This window comes from Arthrobacter sp. 05T45, assembly GCF_056395875.1.
The window spans coordinates 1-23,610 of record NZ_JBFTKI010000033.1; the positions used below are offsets into that span (position 1 = coordinate 1).

Annotated in this window: 23 protein-coding genes and 3 pseudogenes; 5 read left to right on the plus strand and 21 right to left on the minus strand. The window is 61.2% G+C overall.

Going from position 1 to position 23,610, the window contains the following annotated elements:
- Positions 1–341, minus strand: a pseudogene (locus AC1DGD_RS20445) (transketolase); the annotation flags it as partial.
- Positions 342–831: 490 nt separating this feature from the next.
- On the opposite strand from AC1DGD_RS20445, the gene AC1DGD_RS20450 reads away from it, so the two are divergent.
- Positions 832–1,134, plus strand: a complete 303-nt coding sequence (locus tag AC1DGD_RS20450) for a DUF4193 domain-containing protein (RefSeq protein ID WP_476858068.1) — start codon at positions 832–834, stop codon at positions 1,132–1,134.
- A 162-nt stretch (positions 1,135–1,296) separates the two neighbouring features.
- On the opposite strand, the gene AC1DGD_RS20455 is transcribed toward AC1DGD_RS20450, so the two are convergent.
- The 11 genes from AC1DGD_RS20455 to AC1DGD_RS20505 all read right to left on the minus strand — a co-directional run bounded on the left by AC1DGD_RS20455 (position 1,297) and on the right by AC1DGD_RS20505 (position 11,570).
- Positions 1,297–1,623: a hypothetical protein gene (locus AC1DGD_RS20455; protein ID WP_230008574.1), complete on the minus strand. Its 327-nt coding sequence runs from the start codon at positions 1,621–1,623 to the stop codon at positions 1,297–1,299.
- 270 nt (positions 1,624–1,893) lie between these two features.
- Positions 1,894–2,046 (minus strand): hypothetical protein, encoded by a 153-nt coding sequence (locus tag AC1DGD_RS20460; protein ID WP_230008575.1) that lies wholly within the window; start codon positions 2,044–2,046, stop codon positions 1,894–1,896.
- A 1,218-nt stretch (positions 2,047–3,264) separates the two neighbouring features.
- Complete coding sequence (locus AC1DGD_RS20465; protein ID WP_308288903.1) at positions 3,265–3,558, minus strand: aminotransferase class I/II-fold pyridoxal phosphate-dependent enzyme; 294 nt, start codon at positions 3,556–3,558, stop codon at positions 3,265–3,267.
- A gap of 18 nt (positions 3,559–3,576) precedes the next feature.
- Complete coding sequence (locus AC1DGD_RS20470) at positions 3,577–4,542, minus strand: SDR family NAD(P)-dependent oxidoreductase (RefSeq protein WP_308288904.1); 966 nt, start codon at positions 4,540–4,542, stop codon at positions 3,577–3,579.
- A 2-nt stretch (positions 4,543–4,544) separates the two neighbouring features.
- Entirely contained in the window at positions 4,545–4,688 is a 144-nt protein-coding gene (locus tag AC1DGD_RS20475; protein WP_230008577.1) for a hypothetical protein, read from the minus strand.
- Positions 4,689–5,096: 408 nt separating this feature from the next.
- On the minus strand, positions 5,097–6,308 hold the full coding sequence (locus AC1DGD_RS20480) for a serine hydrolase domain-containing protein (RefSeq protein ID WP_476858042.1): 1,212 nt from the start codon (positions 6,306–6,308) through the stop codon (positions 5,097–5,099).
- A 2-nt stretch (positions 6,309–6,310) separates the two neighbouring features.
- Positions 6,311–7,135 carry an ABC transporter ATP-binding protein gene (locus AC1DGD_RS20485; protein ID WP_476858043.1) on the minus strand — a complete coding sequence of 275 codons (825 nt, stop codon included), beginning with the start codon at positions 7,133–7,135 and terminating at the stop codon, positions 6,311–6,313.
- Positions 7,132–8,082: an ABC transporter ATP-binding protein gene (locus tag AC1DGD_RS20490; RefSeq protein ID WP_476858044.1), complete on the minus strand. Its 951-nt coding sequence runs from the start codon at positions 8,080–8,082 to the stop codon at positions 7,132–7,134. Before AC1DGD_RS20490 ends, AC1DGD_RS20485 begins: the two co-directional genes overlap by 4 nt.
- Positions 8,079–8,993: an ABC transporter permease gene (locus tag AC1DGD_RS20495; RefSeq protein ID WP_476858045.1), complete on the minus strand. Its 915-nt coding sequence runs from the start codon at positions 8,991–8,993 to the stop codon at positions 8,079–8,081. The genes AC1DGD_RS20490 and AC1DGD_RS20495 overlap by 4 nt, the downstream gene beginning before the upstream one ends.
- Positions 8,990–10,006, minus strand: a complete 1,017-nt coding sequence (locus tag AC1DGD_RS20500; protein WP_476858046.1) for an ABC transporter permease — start codon at positions 10,004–10,006, stop codon at positions 8,990–8,992. The genes AC1DGD_RS20495 and AC1DGD_RS20500 overlap by 4 nt, the downstream gene beginning before the upstream one ends.
- A gap of 97 nt (positions 10,007–10,103) precedes the next feature.
- Positions 10,104–11,570 (minus strand): ABC transporter substrate-binding protein, encoded by a 1,467-nt coding sequence (locus AC1DGD_RS20505; protein WP_476858047.1) that lies wholly within the window; start codon positions 11,568–11,570, stop codon positions 10,104–10,106.
- Between the two features lie 232 nt (positions 11,571–11,802).
- Between AC1DGD_RS20505 and AC1DGD_RS20510 the strand changes: the two genes are divergently transcribed.
- The gene (locus AC1DGD_RS20510) at positions 11,803–12,690 is read left to right on the plus strand and encodes a LysR family transcriptional regulator (protein ID WP_476858048.1); all 888 of its coding nucleotides are present in this window, start codon (positions 11,803–11,805) and stop codon (positions 12,688–12,690) included.
- A gap of 251 nt (positions 12,691–12,941) precedes the next feature.
- On the opposite strand, the gene AC1DGD_RS20515 is transcribed toward AC1DGD_RS20510, so the two are convergent.
- Both AC1DGD_RS20515 and AC1DGD_RS20520 read right to left on the minus strand, forming a co-directional pair.
- The gene (locus tag AC1DGD_RS20515; protein WP_476858049.1) at positions 12,942–13,106 is read right to left on the minus strand and encodes a hypothetical protein; all 165 of its coding nucleotides are present in this window, start codon (positions 13,104–13,106) and stop codon (positions 12,942–12,944) included.
- Between the two features lie 102 nt (positions 13,107–13,208).
- Positions 13,209–13,826, minus strand: a complete 618-nt coding sequence (locus AC1DGD_RS20520; RefSeq protein WP_476858050.1) for a TetR/AcrR family transcriptional regulator — start codon at positions 13,824–13,826, stop codon at positions 13,209–13,211.
- A gap of 115 nt (positions 13,827–13,941) precedes the next feature.
- On the opposite strand from AC1DGD_RS20520, the gene AC1DGD_RS20525 reads away from it, so the two are divergent.
- From AC1DGD_RS20525 to AC1DGD_RS20535, 3 genes are all read left to right on the plus strand, one after another.
- Positions 13,942–14,862, plus strand: a complete 921-nt coding sequence (locus AC1DGD_RS20525; RefSeq protein WP_476858051.1) for a carbon-nitrogen hydrolase family protein — start codon at positions 13,942–13,944, stop codon at positions 14,860–14,862.
- Complete coding sequence (locus tag AC1DGD_RS20530; protein WP_476858052.1) at positions 14,852–16,282, plus strand: APC family permease; 1,431 nt, start codon at positions 14,852–14,854, stop codon at positions 16,280–16,282. Before AC1DGD_RS20525 ends, AC1DGD_RS20530 begins: the two co-directional genes overlap by 11 nt.
- Before the next feature lie 360 nt (positions 16,283–16,642).
- The gene (locus tag AC1DGD_RS20535; RefSeq protein WP_230012749.1) at positions 16,643–16,879 is read left to right on the plus strand and encodes a hypothetical protein; all 237 of its coding nucleotides are present in this window, start codon (positions 16,643–16,645) and stop codon (positions 16,877–16,879) included.
- A gap of 50 nt (positions 16,880–16,929) precedes the next feature.
- Here the strand turns inward: AC1DGD_RS20535 and AC1DGD_RS20540 are convergent.
- From AC1DGD_RS20540 to AC1DGD_RS20570, 7 genes and pseudogenes are all read right to left on the minus strand, one after another.
- Positions 16,930–17,136, minus strand: a pseudogene (locus tag AC1DGD_RS20540) (transposase); the annotation flags it as partial.
- Between the two features lie 400 nt (positions 17,137–17,536).
- Entirely contained in the window at positions 17,537–18,535 is a 999-nt protein-coding gene (locus AC1DGD_RS20545; RefSeq protein ID WP_476858053.1) for an aldo/keto reductase family protein, read from the minus strand.
- A gap of 71 nt (positions 18,536–18,606) precedes the next feature.
- On the minus strand, positions 18,607–20,112 hold the full coding sequence (locus AC1DGD_RS20550; protein ID WP_476858054.1) for a glycoside hydrolase family 32 protein: 1,506 nt from the start codon (positions 20,110–20,112) through the stop codon (positions 18,607–18,609).
- 99 nt (positions 20,113–20,211) lie between these two features.
- Positions 20,212–20,433: pseudogene (locus tag AC1DGD_RS20555) on the minus strand (PfkB family carbohydrate kinase); the annotation flags it as partial.
- Between the two features lie 245 nt (positions 20,434–20,678).
- Complete coding sequence (locus AC1DGD_RS20560) at positions 20,679–21,629, minus strand: ATP-binding cassette domain-containing protein (RefSeq protein ID WP_476858055.1); 951 nt, start codon at positions 21,627–21,629, stop codon at positions 20,679–20,681.
- Positions 21,626–22,663, minus strand: coding sequence for an ABC transporter ATP-binding protein (locus tag AC1DGD_RS20565; RefSeq protein WP_476858056.1), 1,038 nt, complete (start codon positions 22,661–22,663; stop codon positions 21,626–21,628). The genes AC1DGD_RS20560 and AC1DGD_RS20565 overlap by 4 nt, the downstream gene beginning before the upstream one ends.
- 3 nt (positions 22,664–22,666) lie before the next feature.
- On the minus strand, positions 22,667–23,605 hold the full coding sequence (locus tag AC1DGD_RS20570) for an ABC transporter permease (RefSeq protein ID WP_476858057.1): 939 nt from the start codon (positions 23,603–23,605) through the stop codon (positions 22,667–22,669).
- Positions 23,606–23,610 lie beyond the last annotated feature (5 nt).

Below are 23,610 nucleotides of genomic sequence, written 5' to 3' on the forward strand. Positions count from 1 at the left end.
GTCGGATGTCCCTGCAGGCGCTGGCCGAACCGGCGGTAGCCGGTCATGAGCTCATCATCGGAGACGACGCCGACGGCCTTGAAGACCGAATACAGCAGGGGAGAGGCATGGCCTTTGGAGAAGATCAGGTGATCGTTCGTGTCCAGATCCGGGTTGTCCCAGTCGTAGCGCAGATGACGGCTGACCAGGACAGCCAGCAAGTCTGCGGCCGACATGCTCGACGTCGGATGGCCGGATCCGGCGGACGTGCTGGACCGGATGGAATCCACCCGGAGCTGCGCAGCGAGTTCAGCGACCTGTGAGAGGTCCTCGCCGACGTTTTCGTGGTTTGCCGCGGGCATGGCGGTGTCCTTCGTCGATGGAACTTGCCGGATCCCTGCAGGGTCTCGCCGGAGGGAGAGTAAGTCAAGACTCTCCGCCCAACACCGGCGGGCACTGCCGGTCCGGATGCACCGGTGCACCCACGCACATCGATCCCCCCGACTGGACCCCGCGCTGCCACCCCTACCGCCATGCGGTCAGGCAGGGCCACCCGGAGTGCAGATGGCCGGCCACTGCGCCATCGAGCCTGCGACCGGCAAGCTCAATGCCGGGGCACCCCGGTCTTGCGCTGCTGCCCGTAACACCGTCAAACCCAACTTCTACGCCGGCCTGATCGGCGATGGACTCCAACGTGACCGGCGCAGCGAAGCCATCGGCATCCTCTCCGCCAACCGGCGTTCCGCCGGGCGCCCGGACCCGGTCGGCCAGTCTCCCGGCAAAGGGAATACCCGGGCGATGGTGTATGTTGCAGTTCCGTCAGAGAAGAACACCAGAAAGAGAAACACCTCAGTGGCTACTGATTACGACGAAGTACGTTCCGACGTCAAGGAATCCCAGGACAGGTCCCTGGAAGCGCTGCAGTCCGCCAGCGCACCAGATGCCCGCAGCGTCATCCGCGAACTGGACGAGACCGACGCACTGGATGAGGCCATGACCCCCGGCGGGGAGTTCGTTGCCGAGGAACTCATCGTCCAGGTCATTCCCCAAGCCAAGGACGAGTTCACCTGCTACTCCTGCTTCCTGGTCCGGCACCGGTCCCAGCTCGCGCGAGAACGGGACGGCCACCCGTACTGCATCGAGTGCGCGGGATAAGACATGCCGCAAGCTATCCGGTCGCGCAAAGGAGCGATGCTTCAAGTTCAACGCGCTCTCTCGCACCCATGCTCCGCGCGCCCTGCGCTGACATCAGATTCAGGCACGCAGGCCAGGCTGTGAGCCAAGGGCACGGCCAGCCCCAGTAGCCAGTGCTGCAGGTCAGGCTGCCAGGACTGGCGACAGGGCCGCGGACACCGCGGTGTTCTGCGTCAGGAGGCTGATCTGGTAGTCGTGCTGGCGAGGGTCGACGTGCACCGGCAGGTGATGCGACTTTGCGCACGCACGAAGCTCTCCCATGGCGTCGGAGTCAGTCTGTGCGCGCGTCACATCGAGTTCCAGCGACAGTCCTGAGGCGAGCGAGCTGGCGCGCTGGACCACGCCGTAGAGGCCATTGAGGTTCTGAACCGTCACGTGGCCCTGGACCTTGACGTGGGCCTTGGCGCCATCGAGGTCCACACGGACCAGCACCCGCAGCTTCTCGTTCACACACTTCTCCGCTCTAAAACGGGCCACCGCGCTGTGGCCCTCGACAACGATAGACGCAATGTGACCTGGATAACAACAGATCAACCTGAACAGGGCGCAACCGTGCGGAGGGACGACCGCGGCGCGCACGGCCATTAAGGACTCCGGGGCAGTGCACGGGCGCTTCCGTCCAAGTTCCGGGCGGCGAGGACAGCTTGAGGTGCGGCCTGAGGTGCCCAAGCAGGTCCGGCCAATGGCTCGGGCGAGGAACAGCCACAACTGCGCGGGTCATCACCCAGCCTCTTCGCCGCGGACGAGCCTGCCTTTGATCTTGCGGATCAGGCCGAGCTGCTGGGCGCCTTCACGCAGCAGGAGCCCGGGCACGGTCTGGTCCTCGCGGTTGCCTTTGACGATCCAGTCCCGGACCCGGTCGAGTTCGGTCATTGCCTCATGGACCTCGGCCGGCGGCCCCCATCCTCGCAGCGGTGAGGGCTAGGCCTCGGGGCCGATGCGGCGGGCGAGCCAGCGGTAAGGGGCGGTCATCGCCTCGGCGACGTCCCTGTCCACTAGTGCGGCCCGTCAAGGCCTGCCCCGGCCAGGTAGGAGCGGAACTCGCGGCGAATGCCCGGAGGCAGCCGATGCATCAGTTCTTGGAGCACTGCTGGCTGCCGGGATCCGGTCCGTTGACAGCAACGGACGGGAAGAGCAGTGCCAATTCGTGGTTGATGGCAGCGATATCCAGCTGCGCCGGCGCTGCGTTTCCGCCTCCTTCTGTCAGATTGAGATCCAAGACCGGTAACCGGTGGGGTGCAGAAAACGCCCGCTGGACCCTAATCTGACAATATTTGGTTGGCCGCCTGACGTCAGTCTGGGGTGTAGCTAACCCTGACAGGGCGTGCTGCATATGTGCGGCATGAGTAATCGGTGATATCGGACTCCTAAAAGGCCTGGTCCTCGGTGGGCGAAGGGAATCAATCGTGGTGAGCAGCCTTCTCACGCTTAGATCATGGAAATGCAGCGGCGGTTTTACTGTGGTCGTTTCCGGAGGAGAAGCACCGCCAGGTCGCGGACTACGGCGTCGATGGAAGCCCTACGGCTTGCGTGCTTCGCGCCGGCGGGCTTTTCGTGGCGTGCTGGTACCGGTGTTTGTTCGCCGGTTGGCTGAGAAATCCGGCCTACATCGGTATGGATGGGGTAGTAAAAGATGAGGTCGGTGCTCCGTCGACGGATGGGGATCTCGGGTGGCAGCGTGGGCTCCAAATGTTCTGGGCCGTCGTGGCAGTGTTGGACCGCACACGGGTACATCACGCCCAAGAGGGCCACGCTGTATTCCTGGGCACGATAGTGCTGCGCCGCCCAGTGGGTCGTGGAGAAATAGCTTGCGCCACTGCGCAATGCTCCCTTCCTGGCAAGGGCCCTCATTGTGTTCCTTTCTGACATCACGATTGTTCAGCTGTCCCTGACCGTGGGTTGACGTGGTTATTGGAGCGAACAGGCTTGGGGAAATCTCTTCGGCTGCCTTGGAGTTCCAATGCCGGCGGGCTCGTCCTCATTTTTCACCAGTTTGGCCCCGTCACCTCGCAGCTCCGGCGTCCGTGCCCACGACGGCGCTGCTGGCGGCATGGTTCCTCATACGGTCCGCCAGCACGTTGCTCTGGAACGTCAGAGTTCTTTGAGAACCGTTGCCAGGCGCGCGTGCCCTACCTCAATCCTTTCTGGGGTTTGCGATGCGCAGCAAAGTCGAAGTGCATTGCCGAAACTTCCGGAAACCGAGAAGGCGCGACCCGGGATGAAGGCTACGCCTTGGGCAACTGCAACCTCGAACAGTTTTGAAGTGTCAATCGCGTTGTTGAAGGTGACCCATAGGAAGAAGCCGCCCTCTGGATTGGTCCACGTGGCTAGTGCCGTCGGCCCAGGGAATGTTAATGGCGGAGACTGAAGGCGTTGACATGTCATCCTCTTTTCTTGTGGCGGCTATTGAGCTGTGTATCCGCCGTCTATGGGCAACGAGGTGCCGGTGATGTAAGAGGCTTCATCCGAGGCCAGATATGCCACGGCTCCGGCCACGTCGCTTGGAAGTGCAAGCCGTTTAAGGGGGATTTGGTCAACAACCCTTGCTTCGGCCGCTGCTGGATCTGCATGCGTTTCCAGCCACTCGTCGTATAGCGGTGTCTTTGTCATGCCTGGGGCAACGGCGTTTACTCGGATGTTGTAGGGGGCTAGGTCCACGGCTGCAGCCTTCGTCAGCGCCAGCATTGCTCCCTTGCTGGCGCTGTAAATCCCCATGGTGGGCACTCCGATTGAGGCCAAACGTGAAGTGATGTTGATGATCGATCCGCCAGTGTCCTGCATGGTTCGGGCGGCCGCTTGCAGAAGGCGGATGGCAGCGAAAGTGTTGACTTCGAAGACTTCTCGGATCTCCTTGTCGGGAACTAACAGAAGGTCTCCCGTATGATCGACCGCGGCGTTGTTGACCAGCACGTCGAGTCGACCAAAGCGTGAAACTGCTGCGGAGGTGAGGGCATTGCCTGATTCTTCGTCTTTGATGTCCGTGGAATAGAAGTGCAGATGGGAACCGAGTGCCGCTTCAAGTCGTCGCCCTCGCTCGATTGACCGCCCGGTTGCCAGCACCTGGGCTCCTTCGGCTACCAGTCTGCGGGCGATTGTTTCCCCGATACCGGAAGTAGCGCCTGTGACCAACGCGACTTTGCCCGCTAGGCGGGCGTTGGAAGTTGATTGCGATAGCACTTTGAATCCTCTCGTAGGCACATTTCGTGCGTGCCAGATGTCTTCGCCTCCGCTTTCCAAGCATTCCCTATCGTTTGGTGCTCTTCCGGGGTACAGGTTTTGATTCCTTAGATGCGATGGCCGCAGTTGACTGCTACGAGTACGCGCGCACTGTCGACTGTGTTTGGAGTGGGCAGGCTGGTCCCTGCTCACCGTCAGGAAGAGGCCGTGTTTGTACCGCTGCGGGTAATTTCCAGTGCCTGGGCGGCCAGTGTCAGGTGTTCGGGAGGAATGGCCGCCACCAGGCCGCCGAAGTTGTCTGCGTTGCGCCCGTCCTCGAGGACAAAGACGCGTACCACTTTGGGTTCGTCTACCTGCTGCCCAGGTTTCGCTGGAACCCGAGGCCACGTCCGGTGAGAATGACCACTCCTTTGTTACACGGTGCCGATAAGGGCCCATGTGTCGGGGAAAGGGGGAGGACCGCTAGGAGTGTCAGGTGGCGTCTGAGCCGTTGTGGTTCGTTGTCAGGAGAAGGAATCGAACCCTGAAGTACAGGGGCAGGCAACGAACAGAGTGGGAAACCGGGATTTGCAGCAGTCGGTTTGGCTCTGTGATGGGCAGCGGAAGGCCGGCAATTGGGTGCACGGCCGCCGGGCGGCGGTCTGCTTCGGCGGTCTGCTTCGGATTACCCGTGGAGGCGATTTTTATCCTTTGACCTTTATTTAGTGGGGATTGCTGAGGACCTGCGCTCCGAGGGGTCGCCTCAATCAGCTCGTGTATTCCAGGATGCTGATCAATTGCCTGAAGCCCGCGGCGTGTGCCCGGCTGAGTTCGAGTGCAACCGGCTGCGGGCAAGAGGAAAACTTCGCTATTACCGTGTCGCTGACGGGGTCAATCCAAATGAATTGGCCGTGGATGCCTGCAGCGTAGACCGTGCCTCGGCTATCTCCGGGGACCCACCACTGGTTCCGGTAGGAGCCGTTGGGGTGGACTTTCTGGTAGCCGGTTCCTCTGGCCAGTTGCGGGTCTCCGCCGCGCATCGTGTCGTTGATCCACCATGATGGGACGACCGTTTGCCCGCTGGCTTTCCCCTCGTCCAGCATGAGCTGTCCGATCTTGGCCAAGTCTCGTGCGGTACAGGCGATTCCTCCGTTCGCAAATGCGAAACCACCGGAATCAGTGGTGATGAGTGCATCATCGAGTGTCCCAAGCTGGGACCACAGTTCGTCGGAGACGACTTCGGCGTATCGCTTGCCGGTGACGTTCTCGATGATCCATGCCAGCACGTCTGTACCGGCTGAGCAGTACTGAAATGATCGGCCGTGTTCTCCGACAGCTTGGAGGAGCGTGAGGAATTCGTAAGTGTCCTCTGGGTCTGTTTCGAGCTTGGGGCGCCAGCCGGCGATCCTATCCTGCTGCTGGACTTCAGCGGCCGCGTCCAGGTAGTTCTCGCTGTACCGGACTGCGGCGGTCATGTCGAGTACTTGGCGGACCGTCGCGTTCCCGTAGGCGCTTCCCTTCAGCGGCGGGACGTAGTGGTGGACAGGCTGTTGCGTGTCTATGAGTCCCCGGCCCACCAAAATACCCATGGTAAGCGCGCAGACGGATTTGGAAACAGACATCAGGACGTGCCGGTCGTGCGGCTGGAAAGAGCCAAAATAGCGTTCCAGGACCAGTTTCCCGTGTTGAAGTACGACGATGGCATCTGTGTGCGTGGATTCCAGGAACTCCTCAACGCTGTGCCACCTCTCCGCGTGTTCCGGTGTGGCTGACTCACTTCCAGTAGAGGGCTCGGATGCTCTGCCTCGACGGATCGTTGCGGTAGTGATGAGTTCGCTGATGTGAGCGAAGCCCCAGCGATTGAATGGGCTTTCCTGCCAGTTGTCCAGGGTGACGTGCTCATTGAAGTCCTGGCCGGCATAGCGGTCGATCTTGCCGGGGCTGGTCAGAAGGGAACCATTTGCTGTTGTCTCTAGCATGTCTAGTCGCTGCCTTGCGTGGTGAGGGTGGGGAGGGCGTGGGAGTCTGCCAATTCGGGCCGGCCGCGCCCTGGGGCTGCCTCGAGGAGTCTGCGGGTGTAGTCGTGCTGTGGATCTGTGAAGATCCGTTCGGCTGGTCCGCTTTCTACGATCTTTCCGGTCTTCATGACAGCCACCTCATCGCTGAGATAGCGGACGACGTCCAGGTCGTGGGAGATGAGCAGATATGTGAGCCCTTTTTGTTGCTGCAGGTCCTGGAGCAGGTTCAGAATCTGGGCTTGGACGGAAACATCAAGGGCGCTGGTGGGTTCGTCCAGGATCAGGAGACGGGGAGAGGTGGCCAGGGCGCGTGCGATGCCGACGCGTTGGCACTGTCCTCCGGAGAGCTGGTGCGGGAGCCGATGGGCGTGCCCGGCTCCCAGCCCGACCTCGTCCAGCAGATTGTTTATTCTTGCTTGGAGGGCCTGCCCTGTCAGGGCAGTGTGGGTCCGGAGGGGCTCTGCCACTGAAGCGCCGATAGTCATTCGTGGATTCAATGATGCCACTGGATTCTGAAGTACTATTCCCATCCGGGAACGGATGGTCCGCAGTGCCTTGGGTCCGAGTTTGCCGAGGTCATGTCCTTCAAAGACAGCTCGCCCGGATGTTGGGCGCATCAGCTGCATGGCGCAGCGGGCGAGGGTACTTTTGCCGGAGCCGGACTCTCCGACAAGGCCGTAGACCGTACCTTCCTTGATGCTGAGGGAGACGTCGTCGACTGCGGTGAAGACTCGTCTGTGGTGCGGGAACGTTTTGACGATGTTTTCGAGCGTGAGAACGTTGGTCATAGTTCGCCTTCCTGGAGGCAGGCGACTGCCTGGTGTGGCCCGGTCTCGGTGAGCAGCGGGTCGGTGAGCGAGCAGTCGGTGACTGCATGTGAGCAACGGCTTCTGAAGGCGCACCCGGTGAGGGATAGGAGGTTTCCCGGCACTGTTCCAGAAATAGCGTTCAGTCGCTGGCCGTGGGTTCGCCCTGCTGGGAGGGCGCCCAAGAGGCCGCGGGTATATGGGTGGCGTGGATTGTTCATGACCGCTTCCACAGGTCCGGTTTCGATCACCCTGCCTGCGTAAAGGACCGCCACGCGGTCACAGACATCGCGGATGATGCCAAGGTTGTGGCTGATGAGCAGCACACCGAACCCGAACTTGTGTCGGAGTTCGTCAATGAGGACCAAAATTTGCCGGGCAACAGTAACGTCAAGAGCCGTTGTGGGCTCATCCAGGATCAACAGCCGGGGCTGGCGTAGCAGAGCCATGGCAATCATGGCCCGCTGCAGCATCCCGCCGGACAATTGGTGCGGATAGCTGCGGTAGACCCGTTCAGGGTCCGGAAGGCCGACCAGGCTTAGGTGACGTATGATTTCAGCTTTGCCTTCGGCCCTCGAGATATGCCGGTGCCGGGCCAGGACATCGCTGAGTTGGCGGCCAAGCGTGAAGACGGGGTTGAAGGCAGTCCCGGGGTTCTGGAATACGATGGCCGCCGAGCCACCTGGTTCTGACGAGGCCTGTAAGGGATCGTTGCCGATGGTCACTTGCCCCGTGCGCCGTGCACCGCGTGGAAGGATCCCCAAGGCTGCGAGTCCTGTCAGGGACTTGCCGCACCCCGTTTCCCCCACCAGGCCGAGGATTTCACCGGCGGAAACATCGAGGTCTATCCCGCGGACGGGGCGGTTGGTAAGCTTTCCCCGGTCGGTGAATTCGACGTTGAGGTCGCGGATGCTAAGTACATGTGTCATCGCTTTACCTGCCTGGGGTCAAGGAGGTCGCGCAGCGAATCTCCGAGGAGGTTGAATCCCAGGACGGCCAGAAAGATGGCCAGCCCCGGAAAGGTGGCTATCCACCAGGAACTGAATATGAGCCCGCGCCCTTCGGCGACCATCAGGCCCCAGTCTGGCAGGGGCGGTTGCGTTCCAAGGCCGATGAATGCCAGGGACCCGGCGGCCAGGATCACAGTGCCGATGTCGACGGTGGCTTGGACGAGGATGGGCGTCATGCAGTTGCGAAGTACATGGCGGCTGATGATGAGCAGTTGCGGAATGCCCATGGCGCGGGCTGCTTCGACATAGGAGCGTTCCCGAAGGGATTTTGCTTCCGCTCGTACAAGGCGCGCATACCAGGGCCACCAGCTGATGGCCAAGGCGATGCCGGCGTTGGTGAGGCTGGGCCCAAGGATCGCAACGGTCACCATGGCCAGGAGCAGAGGCGGGAAGGCCTGGAAGATCTCGGTCACACGCATCAAGGCTTCGTCGAGCCAGCCACCGCGATATCCGGCGACAGCGCCGAGGGGAATGCCGATGAGGGCCGCGGCCGCGACAACGACGGCAGAGATGGTCAGCGCCGGGTTCGCGCCCATGATGATGCGGCTGAGGACGTCACGACCGAGTTGATCGGTGCCGAGCCAGTTCAAGGCGTTGGGAGCGAGGTTTCGGTCGGAGGCATTGGTCGCCCCCATGCCCTGATCAGGGAAAGGTGCCAGCCATTGCCCAAAAACAGCAAGGATTACGACAAGGACTATGATCATCGCGCCAACAGCGGCCAAACGGTCACGGCCCAGGGTCTGTTTAAGTAGTTTGATCGGTTTGAGGGTGGCCTGTTCTCCGGCCGGCCCGGAACGGGTCGGGGCGGAGATTTGGGTCGTGGGGCTCATGACATGCTCACTCTGGGGTCGATTCGGGATTGCAGGATGTCCACCAGAAGGTTGGCCAGCAGGTATGCTGTGGCGCCCATGAGCGTAATTGCTATGATGGCTGGGTAGTCCACTGCAAGCATGGAAGATGTAGCGAACTGCCCAATTCCTGGCCAGTTGAAGACAGCTTCGACGAAGAATGTTCCGGTCAGGGCGTAGGCGGCAGCCATTCCGGCGATAGACAGGACTGGTGGTAGAGCATTTTTCAGGGCCAGGCGCCAACGGATGGCGGTCTCCCTCAGACCGTAGGCCCTGGCGGTGAAGATGTAATCCTGGTTCATGACATCGAGCATGGCGGCCCTGGTCATTCGTGCAACGAGTCCGAGGGGATATGCGGCCAAGGTGAGGGCCGGCAGTATCACGTGCTGCAACCCATCGGTGAAGGCCACGCCGTTGCCGGTGATCATGCTGTCTAACAGGGGAAGCCCGGTCACGTGAGAGATGGGGTTGGAGTATTTGATGGAGTTGCTGAATTGCCCAGTGGCCGGAAGTATGCCCAGCCCCCCAACGAACAACAGTTGAAGGAGCAGTCCGAGCCAGAAGGCGGGCACGGAAATCCCTCCGATGGAGAGGAAACGGATTGCTCCGTCGATGAATCCGCCGGGACGGCGGGAGGCAACAACGCCCAAGATGACCCCTGCCGAAACAGCAAGAACCATGGCAAACCCGATGAGTTCCAATGTGGCTGGGAGGCGGGTGAACAGCTCATCCAACACGGGGCGTTTTGTGGCCAGAGACTGGCCCCAGTCCCCGGTGATCAGCTTTGCGACGTAGTCGAAGTACTGTTCGAGGATCGGACGGTTAAAGCCGAGGTGCTCCCGGACCCTGTCCAGCTCGGCTGGGGGCGCCTTCGGGCCGGCGTAGATGACGGCCGGGTCGCTGGGAACGATGCGGGCAAGGATGAAGACGATCGCGGTAAGCACGGCGAGAACCAGCACCGAGGTGATGAGCCGCCGGGCGACGAAACGCAACATGGTTCTCCTTTTCTTGATTGGTGTGGCGGGATGGGCGGGCAGGGCAAGGGCCCGGGCTTTGTTGGTGCAGCCCGGGCCCCTGCCTGCGTCGAATCGTTTAGGCGGCGCGTTTGATGGGGGCGAAGAAGGCCGTGAACGGGTAATTTTCGTTGTAGGGGGGAACTTCCAACCCGGCCGGAACGACTGAGACTGTGCGCGCATCGTAGAGGAATGCGGCAGGTGCTTCCCTATAGAGGAGGTCCATGGCTTCCTTATAAATGCCCTGGGCTGCGTCCCTGTCCGTTCCCGTCAAGGTTGCCGCCTTGTCAACCAAATTGTCGTACTCCGGGGACTTCCAATAGCTCAGGTTGAAGGATGGCTTTTCGCTGGAATGGAACAGCGTCGTGAGATTGTCGCTGCCGGCGTCGCTGTAAGTCGGCCAGTAGTTAAGTACAAAGATGTCCTGGGCGCTCTGAGGATCAGCCTTTGCGCTGTCCCATTGCTGGTTGAAAAGTTCGGCTTTCACGTCCAGCTTCACACCGATTTTGGCGAAGGCGTCCTTGATCAGCGGCACGAACCGTGCTTCCGCGGGATTCTCGGAGGCGTAGGTGAGTTTGAGGTTCATGCCGTCGGCATGACCAGCTGAGGCCAATAGTTGCTTGGCCTTTTCCAAGTCCTGGGAGTACTGCGGGACGTCCTGGCTGTAGGGGAAGATGCCGCTGGGAGCAGGGCCGTGGGACTGCGTGCCGTAGCCCTGCCCGCCGATGTCAATGATCTCTTTGTACGGAATCGCGTAGCTGAGCGCGCGGCGGACCTCCGGGTCGTTGAGTGGTGCGCGGCTCGTGTTAAACATGGCCAGGAAGTTGAACGGTGAGTTGAAGTCTTTCACCGTGAACTTCGGATCGCTGGCCAGGGTCTTGACGTTTTCCAAGGGAATGTTGGTCGCGTAGTCCACCTCACCTGCGGTCAGCATCTGCTGGGCCGTGACTGCATCCGGGGTGATAGAGATGTCGACAAAGTCGACGTGCGATGCAGCCTTTTTGTTCCAGTAGCCGTCGTACTTCTTCAGCACGACCTTAGAGCCGGGCTTGTAGGAGTCGATGGTGTAGGGGCCGGAGCCCGCGTCGATTCCGGCCTCGAAGTACTTGTCATTCTTGGCGGATGCGGCCAGGGCCTTCGGGGCAACGATCCAGGCGCCGTAGGTCGAGGAGGCGACGAGGTCCATCGGCGCAGCGTACTTCAGCTGCAGCGTGACAGTGGAGTCGTCCGGGGCGGTAACGCTCTCCACCGGTGCCCAGATGAAGGATGCGGCTGCATGGTCCCTGGCAGCGTCGATGCTGGCTTTGACCGCCGCGGCATTGATCGGCTCGCCGTCGTGGAAGGTGGCTCCGGAGCGGATCTTGAATGTCCAGGATTTTCCGTCGGCACTGGCGCTCCAGGACTCGGCTATTGCCGGGGAATACGCTTCTGCGGAACCTGCAGGGTTCTTCCAAAGCAGGGGTTCGTATATGTTGCCCATGTAGAGGGCTTCGGTGGAAAACGAACGAACCGGATCCCACGTAGTAATGGCTGCAGATGCGGCCACAGAGAAAACGTCGGGGCCGGAAGAAGCTTTGGGTGCGGCAGGACTGCATCCCGCCGCGCTAAGGGCAACGACGGCGGCTGTGGCCGTGACAAGCACAGTCCGAGCCGGGTGTGGAAATGAGAGTGCCAACAGAGACTCCTTGAAGAAGGGAGGAAAGTGTGACGAGTCTAACTAAGCGCGACTATGCCTGGGAAATGCCTATGATGAGTAAAACTCATACCTTGGAGGCATAGTGGACTTGAGGCACCTGACATATTTCCTGAGCATCGTTGATGAAGGATCAATCAATGCTGCGTCACGCTCTTTGAGGGTGGCCCAACCATCCTTATCCCGGCAGCTTCGCTCCTTGGAGCAGGACCTGGGACTCACCCTCTTCGATAGATCAGGAGCAAAATTGTCGCTGACCGCGGCGGGCACTGCGTTTCTGCCCATCGCCAAGGACCTGGTCACCCGCGCCGCCCAGGCCAAATCATCCGCACGGGCGATGGCCGGAGGTTCGGTGCAACGGCTTACGATAGCGGCAGCCTCTGCCACCATCGCCGACATCATCGCCCCTTTCATTGTTTCGCAGGGGCCCGATGGAGTCCTGACCAATGTTGTCGAGGCGACCCCCGAGTTTGTCTACCATGCGCTGCAGGAGGGTAAGGCTGACTTAGCTCTGGGAACAAAGCCACCACCATCCGAGCTCAAATCGGTTGTAGTTGGCAGGGCGTTCCTTTGGGCCCAGTGCAACGCCAAACACCCCCTTGCCGGGAGGGAGAAAATCAGCCTCCAGGAACTCGTCCAATGGCCTCTCATAACCATGACAGCCGATTTTGGTGTCCGCACAATGTTCGACGATGCTGTTAGCACTGAGCGCCTGACCTACACGACCGGATTTGAAGTACGCTCCGCCCGGATCGGCCAAGCCTTGGCAGCCGCCGGCAAAGGCATCTGCGTACTCTCGGATGATCCGAGTTTTGGGGTGCACGCCATGCCCATCACTCATCGGGGAAAGGACCTCGTGTTCACTCTCTTCGGCGTCTGGAATCCGCTGCATTTCGCCGCGCCTGCCATAAGGGAGTGCCTGCAGAACCTTTCACGTTTCACCTCGGAGCTGTACCCCGCCGCTCGAATGTAGAAGGGATGCAATCCTCAACTCTCGGCCCTGGTGGTTGACCGGCCCCCGAACCCTGATTGCTAAGGGCTCACGGGATTCGCGGGGCGTGGCTCCAGGGGCAGTGGCCATCGACAGGAGCTCTCGAAGCTACTTCCGCTCCCTGGAAAATGCCGATACCGGACCTATCGCGAACTGGGGGAGTGATCGAACCAGGCACTCTTCGCGCGCAGGAGGCTGGGTGCGAGAGCCTGGCTAGTCTTCCTGGACTTCTTTCAGGACCGCACGCGCAGCTGCCGCGTCGTGAAGCTCGGCAGGTACTTCTCCTGTTCTTCGATCTTCCGGCGGTAGAAGCCGTGGGCGGCCTGTTTTGTGATCCCCAGCGATTCGCGGATCTGGGCCCACGTCGGTCCGGATACCGCGACATCCTTTGGGGTCAACGACCTTCGAGGACTGCATCGCCGGAGCATACCGACGCACCGGGGTGCGCGCCCGATGAGTGGCGCCCGTCAACTTGCGTGTGTCCGCTGTTGCTCGGGGAGTCAGCTGAGCTGCAAGTTGTTGCCGGTCTTGGCTTTGACCATGTTCGTCGCGTAGCTGATCAGGAATTCGTACTCGTCTTCCGGCGTCAGGTCGCCGAGGAGTACATCCATAACGAGGCCGTCCTCGAGGGCTACGAAGCTCCGGGCCAAGAATCCGGCTGGCGCTGAGAGGGTGAAGGCATCCTCCTGCGCGCCTCGTTCCAGGATCCCTTTGTAAAGGTTCGTTTGACGCTCCACGAACGCCATCTGCTGCCGAGCGGCTGCCTCGTTGCGCAGATAAACTGGGATGAGTTCCACGAGGATCCGGGAAGCGGTTTCGCTTTCCCCGGGCCAAGGTACGCCCGAGTGGATGCAGGCCCTCAGTTGCGCTTCAGGGTCTCTTTCGGCTTTGATGCGGGCCTCCCGGCGGTCACAGTACTCCGTAACTCCTTGATGGAAGACCTCGCTGAAGAGCTCGTCGACGTCCCGGTAGTAGTACAGCACCGCAGCCGGGGTGACGCCCGCTTCGTTGGCAATGTCGGAAAGGCGGGCCGCTGATGACCCTCTGTCCAGCAGGACTCGTCCTGCTGCTGCTACGAGTTGATCCCGGCGGGCTGTCTGATTCCGTGGTCTTGCCATGCTCACCATGCTTTCACACTGGCCTCGAAGTGACCCTTGACACACCCAGGTTCGTTAATTATTCTTTAATTAATCTTTAGTTAATGAAATCTCCCACGCTAGGAATGCTACCGTCATGACTCGACTTCTCCCTCTGGCTCTTGTGCAATCACCCGCCGAGACCTTGACTGATTTTGCTGCTGGTCTCGAGCGAAGGGTCAAAGCGCATGCCGTCGCCGACCTTTTCGTTTACCCGGAGCTTCACTTGAACACGGTAGATTCTGCCGGGTTTGTGGACCGGCAGGCCTACATGGACGCCTCGGCAGAACCTCTTGATGGCCCACGCGGCCGTACCCTTGCTGAGCTCGCAGGAGACCTTGGGATCTGGCTTTTGCCTGGCAGCGTGCTTGAACGTGGTACGGACGGGCATATCTACAACACCGCCGTTGTCTACTCTCCACAAGGAAAAGCAGTAGCCGCGTACCGAAAGATCTTTCCCTGGAAGCCCTATGAGACCGTTTGTTCCGGTAAGGACTTCGTGGTTTTCGACATGACCGGCTACGGCCGCGTCGGGTTGTCGATTTGCTACGACGCCTGGTTCCCCGAACACAGCAGGCACCTGGCCTGGATGGGGGCAGAACTCGTCCTCAATGTTGTCCAGACCCCGACCAACGATCGTGTGCAGGAAGTTGTTATCAGCCAGGCCAACGCAATCGTGAACCAGAACTTCGTCGCCAGTGTGAACGCCGCGGGCCCCCACGGGGTCGGACGTAGTCTTCTGGTTGACCCTGAAGGCCGCGTGCGAATTTCGGCAACCGGGCCCGAAGACGCGACATTGGTCGATGTCATCGACCTGGACCAAGTAGGGAACGTCCGCCAATATGGCACAGCGGGCGTCACCCGCCCCTGGGACCAGTTCGCTGAAAACGACGACGCAATTCCATTGCCGCTCTACGCCGGCCAGCTTGATCCCCGCCTGTGGCGGCAGACCAACGCCCAGTCAACCCTGACCAACCTCAGCACTGCCCCAGCCCAAGGAACTCCCCATGTCCGCTGAGAACATTAAACTTACCCCCAAGCTGTCCCTGCTGTCGGTCGTCGTGTTCGGCTTGGCCTATATGGCTCCGGGAATCGTAATGACGATCTTCGGTATCATCTCCTCCACCAGCGACGGAACAGCCCCGACAGCATTCGCCCTCGCCACCGTCGCGATGCTGCTGACGGCCCTGAGCTACGCGAAAATGGCAAAGATCTTTCCGAACTCGGGATCGGCCTACGTGTATGCACGACGGCTCCTCGATTCCCGTGTCGGTTTCCTCGTCGGGTGGGCAATCCTCCTCGACTACCTCTTCCTTCCCACCGTGGCCTGGCTGTTCCAATCGTTCTACCTTGCAGCGCAGTTTCCCGGCATCCCCGTCTGGGCCTGGCTCGCTCTCAACGCAGGACTGACAACGATCATCAACGCCACGGGCATCGTGCTCGCTGACCGTGTCAATAAAACGCTGACCCTTCTGGTTGTTACCCTCATCGGGATCTTCATCGCCTACTGCCTGGCCTACCTCGGCGGAAACCCACCCGCGTCGTTCACAGACCCCTTCTGGAACAATGCCACGACGGTCGGCGGCGTCGCTGCCGCAGCCGCTATCGCGGCCTACGCCTTCCTGGGATTCGACGCCGTCAGCACACTCAGCGAAGAAACCAAAAACGCCCAGCGCAACATTCCCCGCGCGATCCTCCTGACCGTCCTCGTCGGCGGAATAATCTTCGTCGTGGTCTCCTACATCATGCAGCTCGTTCACCCAGGCGGAGACTTCGAGCACGCAGCGACCGCAGCATACTCCATGCAGGTCCTCGTCGGCGGGCAGTTCTACGCCAACATCACCAACATGCTCTTCATCATCGGCGGGTTCGCATCGGGCCTCGCCATCCAGGCCAGCACCAGCCGACTCCTCTACGTCATGGGCCGCGACGGAGTCCTACCCCGCAGGCTCTTCGGACGCCTCCACCCCCGAACCAAAACGCCCATCTTCAACCTGGTCCTCGTCGGTGCCGTGGCCATGCTGGCACTGAACATCTCCTTGGAAACCGCAACCTCCTTCATCAATTTCGGGGCCTTCCTGGCATTCACAGCCGTCAACCTCTGCGTCATCGCCTACTTCATTCGAAACCGCCGGCAAGGCAAAAAGCTTTCGGTCATTGGCTTCATCGTCCTACCAATACTGGGCGCCGCCGTCGACATCTACCTTCTAACCCAGCTCAGTCCCATCGCCATCACCATCGGCCTCTGCTGGATCGGTCTGGGCGTTGTTTATCTAACCTTCCTCACTAAAGGATTCCGCAAGGAACCACCAGAGATGCGTCTCCACGACCGCGACGGCCAGCCGGACGAACCCACCAAGGAGGTTCAGCACCCAAACACTGACGACACGCGGTCAGCCAAGCAGAATGCCACCCAGGCGCCGCGCACCGAAATCTAAAACCCCGAGGAGCCATAAGGACGGGCCCGGACACCAGCCTCCAGGCCCGTCCCTGTGTGTGGCGTACGCGATCTCAAGAAGCGGGACCTTGTCAGCTTCATTTGCCACCGTTCCCTTGTCACGGTGGGGTGCTCTCCAAAGTCCGTACCGTTCCGAGTGACAACCCACTGCATCCCGGGCCGCGAACCGCAACCCGGGATGCAGTGCAAGTTCGGGGGCAAACCCCCGGTCACGAGCAATCCGATCGGGCGAGTCGGCCATCACTGAAAACCATTTCTTCGTCCCCAACAGCCGATTCGCTACGTGCCCACATCATGAGCATCAAATCAAAGACGATATAAAGAGCAAATCAGGAGTCCAATGATCACCACGATCGAGGCCGACCGCTACTTCCACATCACAGGCCTATCCCCGACGGAAATCGCAGACAGTATCAACACGGCTGTAGAGATGGCCCGTGACCACTCGATGACTGAAGGATGGCAGGGCATTCTCGTCACCCGCCACGGACCTGACAATTACACAGTGAACCTCAGCGCTGACGTTCCCTACGGAGTAACAGTGGAACGGGACCTGCCCAACAGCAACAAGCCCTAAAAGTGGGGACGCCGGGAGTGTCCGTTTAACGGTGGATCCGCGGTTGGCATTCAATTGATTCTTCCTTCGAAGAAGATGGCAAAGGCGTTCAGTGCCGGCTTCCACCGTGTGGCCCATCGTGCCCTGCCTTTGCCCTTCGGGTCCAGCGCCCTGGTCGCCAGATACAGGCACTTCAAGGCCGCCTGCTCGATGGGGAAATGGCCCCTGGCCCGGATCGCGCGCCGGTAGGGGGCGTTGACGGATTCAATGGCGTTCGTGCAATGCCGATAATGGACCTTTCGTCGAGCAATGCGTGGCAGGGGAGAGGCTGCGTAATTACCAGTAACGATCAGCCCGTCCATGGCGTAGTATTCGCTATCGGCCGCAGGACGGACTCACAGACTCCGGTAGTGACAGGCTCAGTTACCTTTGCCAGGCCGGCAGAACAGTTGAGCAGAACGATTGTGCAGACAGTGTCTGCACAAAATGCCCCGTTCCTGACGGGGAGCGGTGCCGAGCATCAGCTGTGAATTGCATTGTTGATGCGGTTAACGGGCTACGTCGTCGTTGAGCTCAGGACGGCAAGTTCCAGCCCGAATACGCTGGCAAGCTCAACTTCTACGTCTCACTCGTCGATGACGTGCTCCCAGAGGCGCACGCCATTTGCTACCCGCGCGGTCATGGGCGGGCTGTGAAAGACTCGACTTTTGCGGGGTCCCGTTCAATGACGGGGTCCAGGATGTGGTCGACCTGTGCCAGCAGGGCGGGGTCCAGTTTCACTCCGGCTGCGGTTGCGGTGTCTTTGAGCTGGTCCGGGCGTGAGGCTCCGACGATGGCTGCTGAGACGTTGGGGTTTTGCAGTACCCAGGCGACGGCGAGTGCGGGCATGGACAGGCCGGCGTCCGCGGCGAGCGGTTTGAGCTGCTGGACTCGGGTGAGGATGTCGTCGGTCAGGTAGCGGTTGTCTGACTTGAGCTTGCCGTTCCCGCCTGTGAAGCGGGATGCTGCCGGGGCTTCTTGGCCGGGGACGTATTTTCCGGTCAGGACGCCCTGGGCCATGGGTGACCAGCAGATCTGTCCCAGGCCCAGCTCCTCGCAGGTGGGGACGACTTCTTTTTCGATGACCCGCCAGAGCAGGGAGTACTGGGGCTGGTTGGAGATGAGGTGGATGCCCAGTTCCCGGGCGAGGGCGGCGCCGGCGCGGATTTCGTCCACGGTCCATTCGGAGACGCCGATGTACAGGGCTTTTCCTTGCCTGACGACGTCGGCGAAGGCCTGCATGGTCTCTTCCAGCGGCGTCTCGTAGTCGTAGCGGTGGGCCTGGTAGAGGTCCACGTAGTCGGTCTGCAGCCGCTTCAGGGAGCCGTTGATGGATTCCATGATGTGCTTGCGGGACAGCCCGCGGTCGTTCCGGCCCTCGCCGGTGGGGAAGTAGACCTTGGTGAAGATCTCGACGCTTTCGCGCCGCACACCGGCTAGCGCTTCACCGAGCGTGTTTTCTGCCCGGGTGCCGGCGTAGGCGTCGGCGGTGTCGAAAGTGGTGATGCCCAGATCCAGGGCCTGCCGGACGCAGGCCGTGGCGGCGTCCTGGTCGATCTGCTCACCGTGGGTGACCCAGTTTCCGTAGGCCAGTTCGCTGATGTACATCCCGGATGAACCAAGTTTGCGGTATTCCATGCTGGTGCCTTTCATATCTGGTTTGCTGCGGCCGTATTGCAGTGTGCGGCTGCGTCGTGTGGGACGCCGGCCTATACCAGGGGCGTGATCCTCAGGCTCTCGAATGTGGCGGAGCCGCCGTGGGCGTAGATGGAAACTCGGGTGCTTGTTTCGTCCGGGAAGATCAGGTCCGTAAGCACCAGTTCGCCGTGTTGGGCGAAGACCTCGACGGAGCAGTGGTCGACGTAGATCTTCAGGCTGTATCGGCCGTCCCGGGCGCTGATGGGGGCGGTGTCGACGGAGGCGAATCCACCGTGGAAGCCGGTGTCACCAGAGGCCGTCCGGTCGAGGATGAGGCGGCCCTGGGCGGGGTTGATGCCGATTCGGGTTCCTTCCGTGCCGCTCCCGCGAACGACGAGGCCGAATTCTTCGGCCGTCCCGGCCGTGAACTCGGCTTCAATGAGCTGAACCGTGCCCGTGGCGGCTGGGATCGGGCGTGTTTCCCCGGCCAGATGGACGGGGCCGTCCTGAACAGCCGGCTCCTGATCGCTGCATACGGCTTCCTCTACGACGTTCTGGACTAATCTGGTGCGGCCGCCAACTGTGGCCAGGGAGAGTTCCCGGGGCAGAGACATGGGGCTCCGCCAGGGTGAAGTCGGGATCTGATTGGCATAGTCCCAGTTGTTCATCCAGCCGATCATGATCCGCCTGCCGTCGGGGGCGTCACTGAAGGAGACGGCGGCATAATAGTCCCGTCCCCAGTCCAGCCAGTTGTACTCCTGAAGGCGGTCGGGGTCCTGCTCCCCGCTGGTGATGATGGAGTCGGAGGTGAATTGGACGCCGTCGAAGTCTCCTGTGAAGTATTGCCCGGCTGAACCGCCGTTCGGGCCGCCGGGATTCAGATTCACCGTCAGAACCCATTTCATCTCCAGTGGATTGCCGTCCACCGGCAAAGCAAACAAGTCCGGGCATTCCCAGATTCCGCCTGTGGCGTTGACGGGGCCGAAATCGCTAAGGTGTTCCCAGGTTTTCAGGTCATCGGACTTGTGGAGGACTACTTTGTAGTCGTGGGCTTCGACGGCCGCCATCACCCAGTAGGAGCCGGCCCCGCCGTCATAGCGAAAAACCTTGGGGTCACGGAAGTTGGCCGAGTTGCGACTGAGCACGGGATTGCCCGCGTATTTTTTCCAGGTGAAGCCGCCATCCAGACTGTAGGCCAGCGACTGGGCCTGGACGCCGTGCAGCGGCGAGGCTTCCTTGTAGGCGCTGGTGTAAATGGCCACCAGCGGGGGCGCCGATTCGGTGCCGAACCCGCTGCAGTTTTGGCTGTCGAACACGATGCTGCCGGAGAAGATGTCCTCCTGCTCGTCGCAGGCAATCGCGACAGGCTGTTCGGTCCAGTCGGTGAGGTTCTCCGACGTGGCGTGGCCCCAGGACATGTTTCCCCAGGTGTTTCCGAAGGGGTTGTTTTGGTAGTAGAGGTGGTAGAGGCCCTGATGGTAGATCAGTCCGTTGGGATCATTGAGCCAGGTGTTTCGGGCCGTGTAATGCAGGGCGGGCCGGAAGGCTTCCGGGTGTGTGGTGGTCACAGCCGTCATGGGAGGTGCACTCGTTTCAATTTCGGGATGGGGCAAGGAAAGGGCCAGGATCTGACGTGATCGTCAGATTGGCCGCGGTGTTGGAGAGGAAAGTGGTGGTCAGCTGACCGGGGCCCGCATTTCTGCCAAGGAGGGCAGGTCCGCCCCTGGACGGCCCACCGTAATGGCGGCTGCCATGGATGCCATGCGGGCGATCTGTTCGAGAACGGGCGGAGCCAGGCCCTCGCGTCCTCTGGTCAGAAGCCCCAGGATGAGGGCCGCCATGTAGGCATCTCCTGCCCCGATGGTGTCCGCGACAACGGTTGCCACGGATGGGACGCTGAAACATCGAGACGGGCGAGTCGGTAGGCCACGTTGGCGGGGGAGCCCCCCGGGTGCTCGGTGACGCCGTTCCCCGTGTGGACCACATCGACAAGTGCTTCGCCGACAACGACCACCTCGGGTAGGGCGGAGAGTGCAGCAGAGGGGTTCATCATGGGATTCTTTCTGGTTTTCGGCAGCCAATGGAGCTGTGCGGGTCTGATTCCGCGGGTAAAGCGGCCTCTCGGACGGCGGATTTGGGGCCGTCAGTGGGCGGATTCCGGCACTTTCAGCGCCCAATGGGATTTGGTCAGGGTGACCCGCTCGCCGGTGCCCCGGGCAGCGTTCCGCCCTGTGGCGTCCCTCTTCGGTGGGCGAACGGTCTGGGTTCTGCGGGCGTCGGGTACGGCGGAGAGCAGCAATTGTGTGTACGGGTGATGGGGGGCGGCCATCAGCTCGATGCTCTCGCCACCCTCGACCAGGTCCCCGGCGCACATCACCATGGTTGTGTCTGCGATGTAGCGTGCGGATGCGAGGTCGTGGGTGATGTAGAGCATGGACACGCCCCGTTCATCGCGGAGTTTGCGCATCAGATTGAGAATTCCGATGCGGACCGAGACGTCGAGCATCGAGGTGGGTTCGTCGGCCAGTATGATTTCGGGTTCCACGGCCAGGGCTCTGGCGATGGCGACGCGCTGCCGCTGTCCGCCGGACAGCTGATGGGGGTATCGGTCCAGCATCTGCTCGCCCAGACCGACTGTTGCCATTAGTTCACGCAACTTGAGTTTGAGGGCCCGCGGGCTGTCGTTTTCTCCGTGCAGCTGCAGAGGACGCGTCAGGAAGTGCTCGATGCGGTGCGCCGGGTTGAGGGATCCGAAGGGATCCTGGAAGACCAGTTGGACCTTGCTGCGGTACTTCATCGACGCCCGGCGGCGTTCGGTGGAAAAAATGTCTTGTCCGTCGAGGATGAGCTGGCCACCTGTGGGCTGCTCGAGGCGGGCAAGGATCCGGGCGATGGTGCTCTTTCCGCTGCCGGATTCCCCGACGAGTGCCACAATCTCGCCGCGGTTGATGTCAAAGGAGACGTCGTTGACCGCACGTACCGTCGAACGGAACGGGAAACTTCCAAGCTGATAGTCCTTGCTCAGGTTGCGTACCTGAACCAGTGGCTCGGTCGCCGTTCCTGGGCGGGACGAGGTGCTGTGTGCGGGGCTCATCGGCGTGACCTTTCGCGGGGGACGACATATCCGGGTACGAGCAGACAGGCTGCCTCGTGGTTTTCGGCTCCGGGAAGAAGCGGCGGTTCGATGGTGCGGCAGGAGTCGATAGCAAGCGGGCACCGGGGGTGGAAGCTGCATCCGGTGGGGGGATGGGCCATGTTCGGCGGGGCGTCCGGGATACCTATCAACTCCACTCTCGGTCCGGTCAGCGGAGGAAACGCTCCCATCAGGGCGTTCGTGTAGGGGTGGAGAGGGTTGTCCAGCATTTGCTTCGAGGGAGCCACTTCGACCAGCTTTCCTGCATACATCACAGCCATGCGGTGGGAGAGCTCGACCATGAGCGAGATGTCGTGGGTGATGAACAGAATGGAAAAACCCAGCCGCTGCTGAAGTTCTTTGATCTGGTGCATGATTTCCTGCTGAACGACCACGTCCAGGGCAGTGGTGGGTTCATCCATGATGAGGAGGGAGGGTTTAAGTGCCAGTGCTATCGCGATCACTGCCCGCTGGCGCATTCCGCCGGAGAGCTGGTGCGGGTAGGACTTGAGCCGGTCGGGGCTGATGTCGACAAGTTTCAGAAGCTCTGCGGCGCGTTCGCGGGCGGCTTTCTTGGGCATCTTTTCGTGGGTGGTGAAGACATCGACGATCTGATCTCCGATTGTCATGACGGGGTTCAGGGAGTTCATCGCGCTTTGGAAGACCATGGAGACGTCGCGCCAGCGGGTGCGTCGCAGTTCTTCCTCGCCCAGGTCCAGTTGATTCCTTCCAGCGAGCTCGATGGAACCGCCCGTGATTTTTGCCGGGGTCTGCAGGAGACGCATGATCGCGTTTGCGATGGTCGACTTGCCGCAGCCTGATTCACCGGCGAGCCCGAACACTTCTCCGGCGCCGATGTCGAAGCTGACACCATCCACGGCGGTGACGTTTCCGCTTTCCGCCGTGTATTGAACCTGCAGGTTCTTCACACTCAGCACGGGGCCGACGGCGGCACGGCCGATGTTTCCCCGGTCCCGTTCAGTCAGGGTTTCCATCTGTCAGCCTTTCTTTTCCACGCGCAGGCGAGGGTTGGTAATTTCATCAACGGCGTAGTTGATCATGGCCAGGGCAAATGCGACGACGGCGATGGCGACACCGGAGGGCAGGAGCACCCACCAGTCGCCGGTCATGAGCGCACCGTCGTTGTTGGCCCAATAGAGGTTGGTTCCCCAGCTGACGGACCCGGTATCTCCGAGCCCCAGGAACTCAAGGCCCGCCTGGGCCCCGATGCCGTAGATGACGCAGCCCAGCAGGGTGCTCATCACGATGGAGGCCATGTTGGGCAAGATTTCCCGGAACATGATGCGCCACGCTTTCTCACCGGTCACGACGGCCGAAGCGACAAAGTCCTTGCTGCGCAGGGACAGAGCTTGGGAGCGGAGCACCCGGGCGCTACCTGCCCAGCCCGTGATGACCAGCACAGTGACGACGGTGACGGGTCCCGGCGGCAGAAATGCGGCGAGAACCACCAGAAGCGGTAGCCCGGGGATGAGCAGAAATACATTGGTCAACAGCGAGAGCAGTTCGTCGATGGCTTTGCCGAAATACGCGGAGGCTATGCCGACGAGACAGCCGATGAAGGTCGCCGCCAGGCCTACGGTGAATCCGACCGCCAGGGAGCTTCGCGATCCCCACAGGGTGAGGGCGAGCACGTCCTGGCCTTTGGAGGTGGTTCCGAGGAGGTGGTCCGCGGATGGCGCCAGAGATGCTTCGGAGCCGAAGTCGGAGGGGTTACCCGGTGCCAGGAGAGGCGCCAGCAGTGCCAAGAGGGCAAATATCACTAGGATGGCCAGTCCGAAGAGGGCCTTCTTGTTCGTGAGGATGCCGTGGACGAATCCTCCATGAACCAGGCGCCCGGGGGCGGGGGGTTCAGGTAGTTGAACGGTGGGGTTGCCGGCCGTGGTGATCGTGGTGGGTGTTGAGTCTGTAAGTGACATGGGGA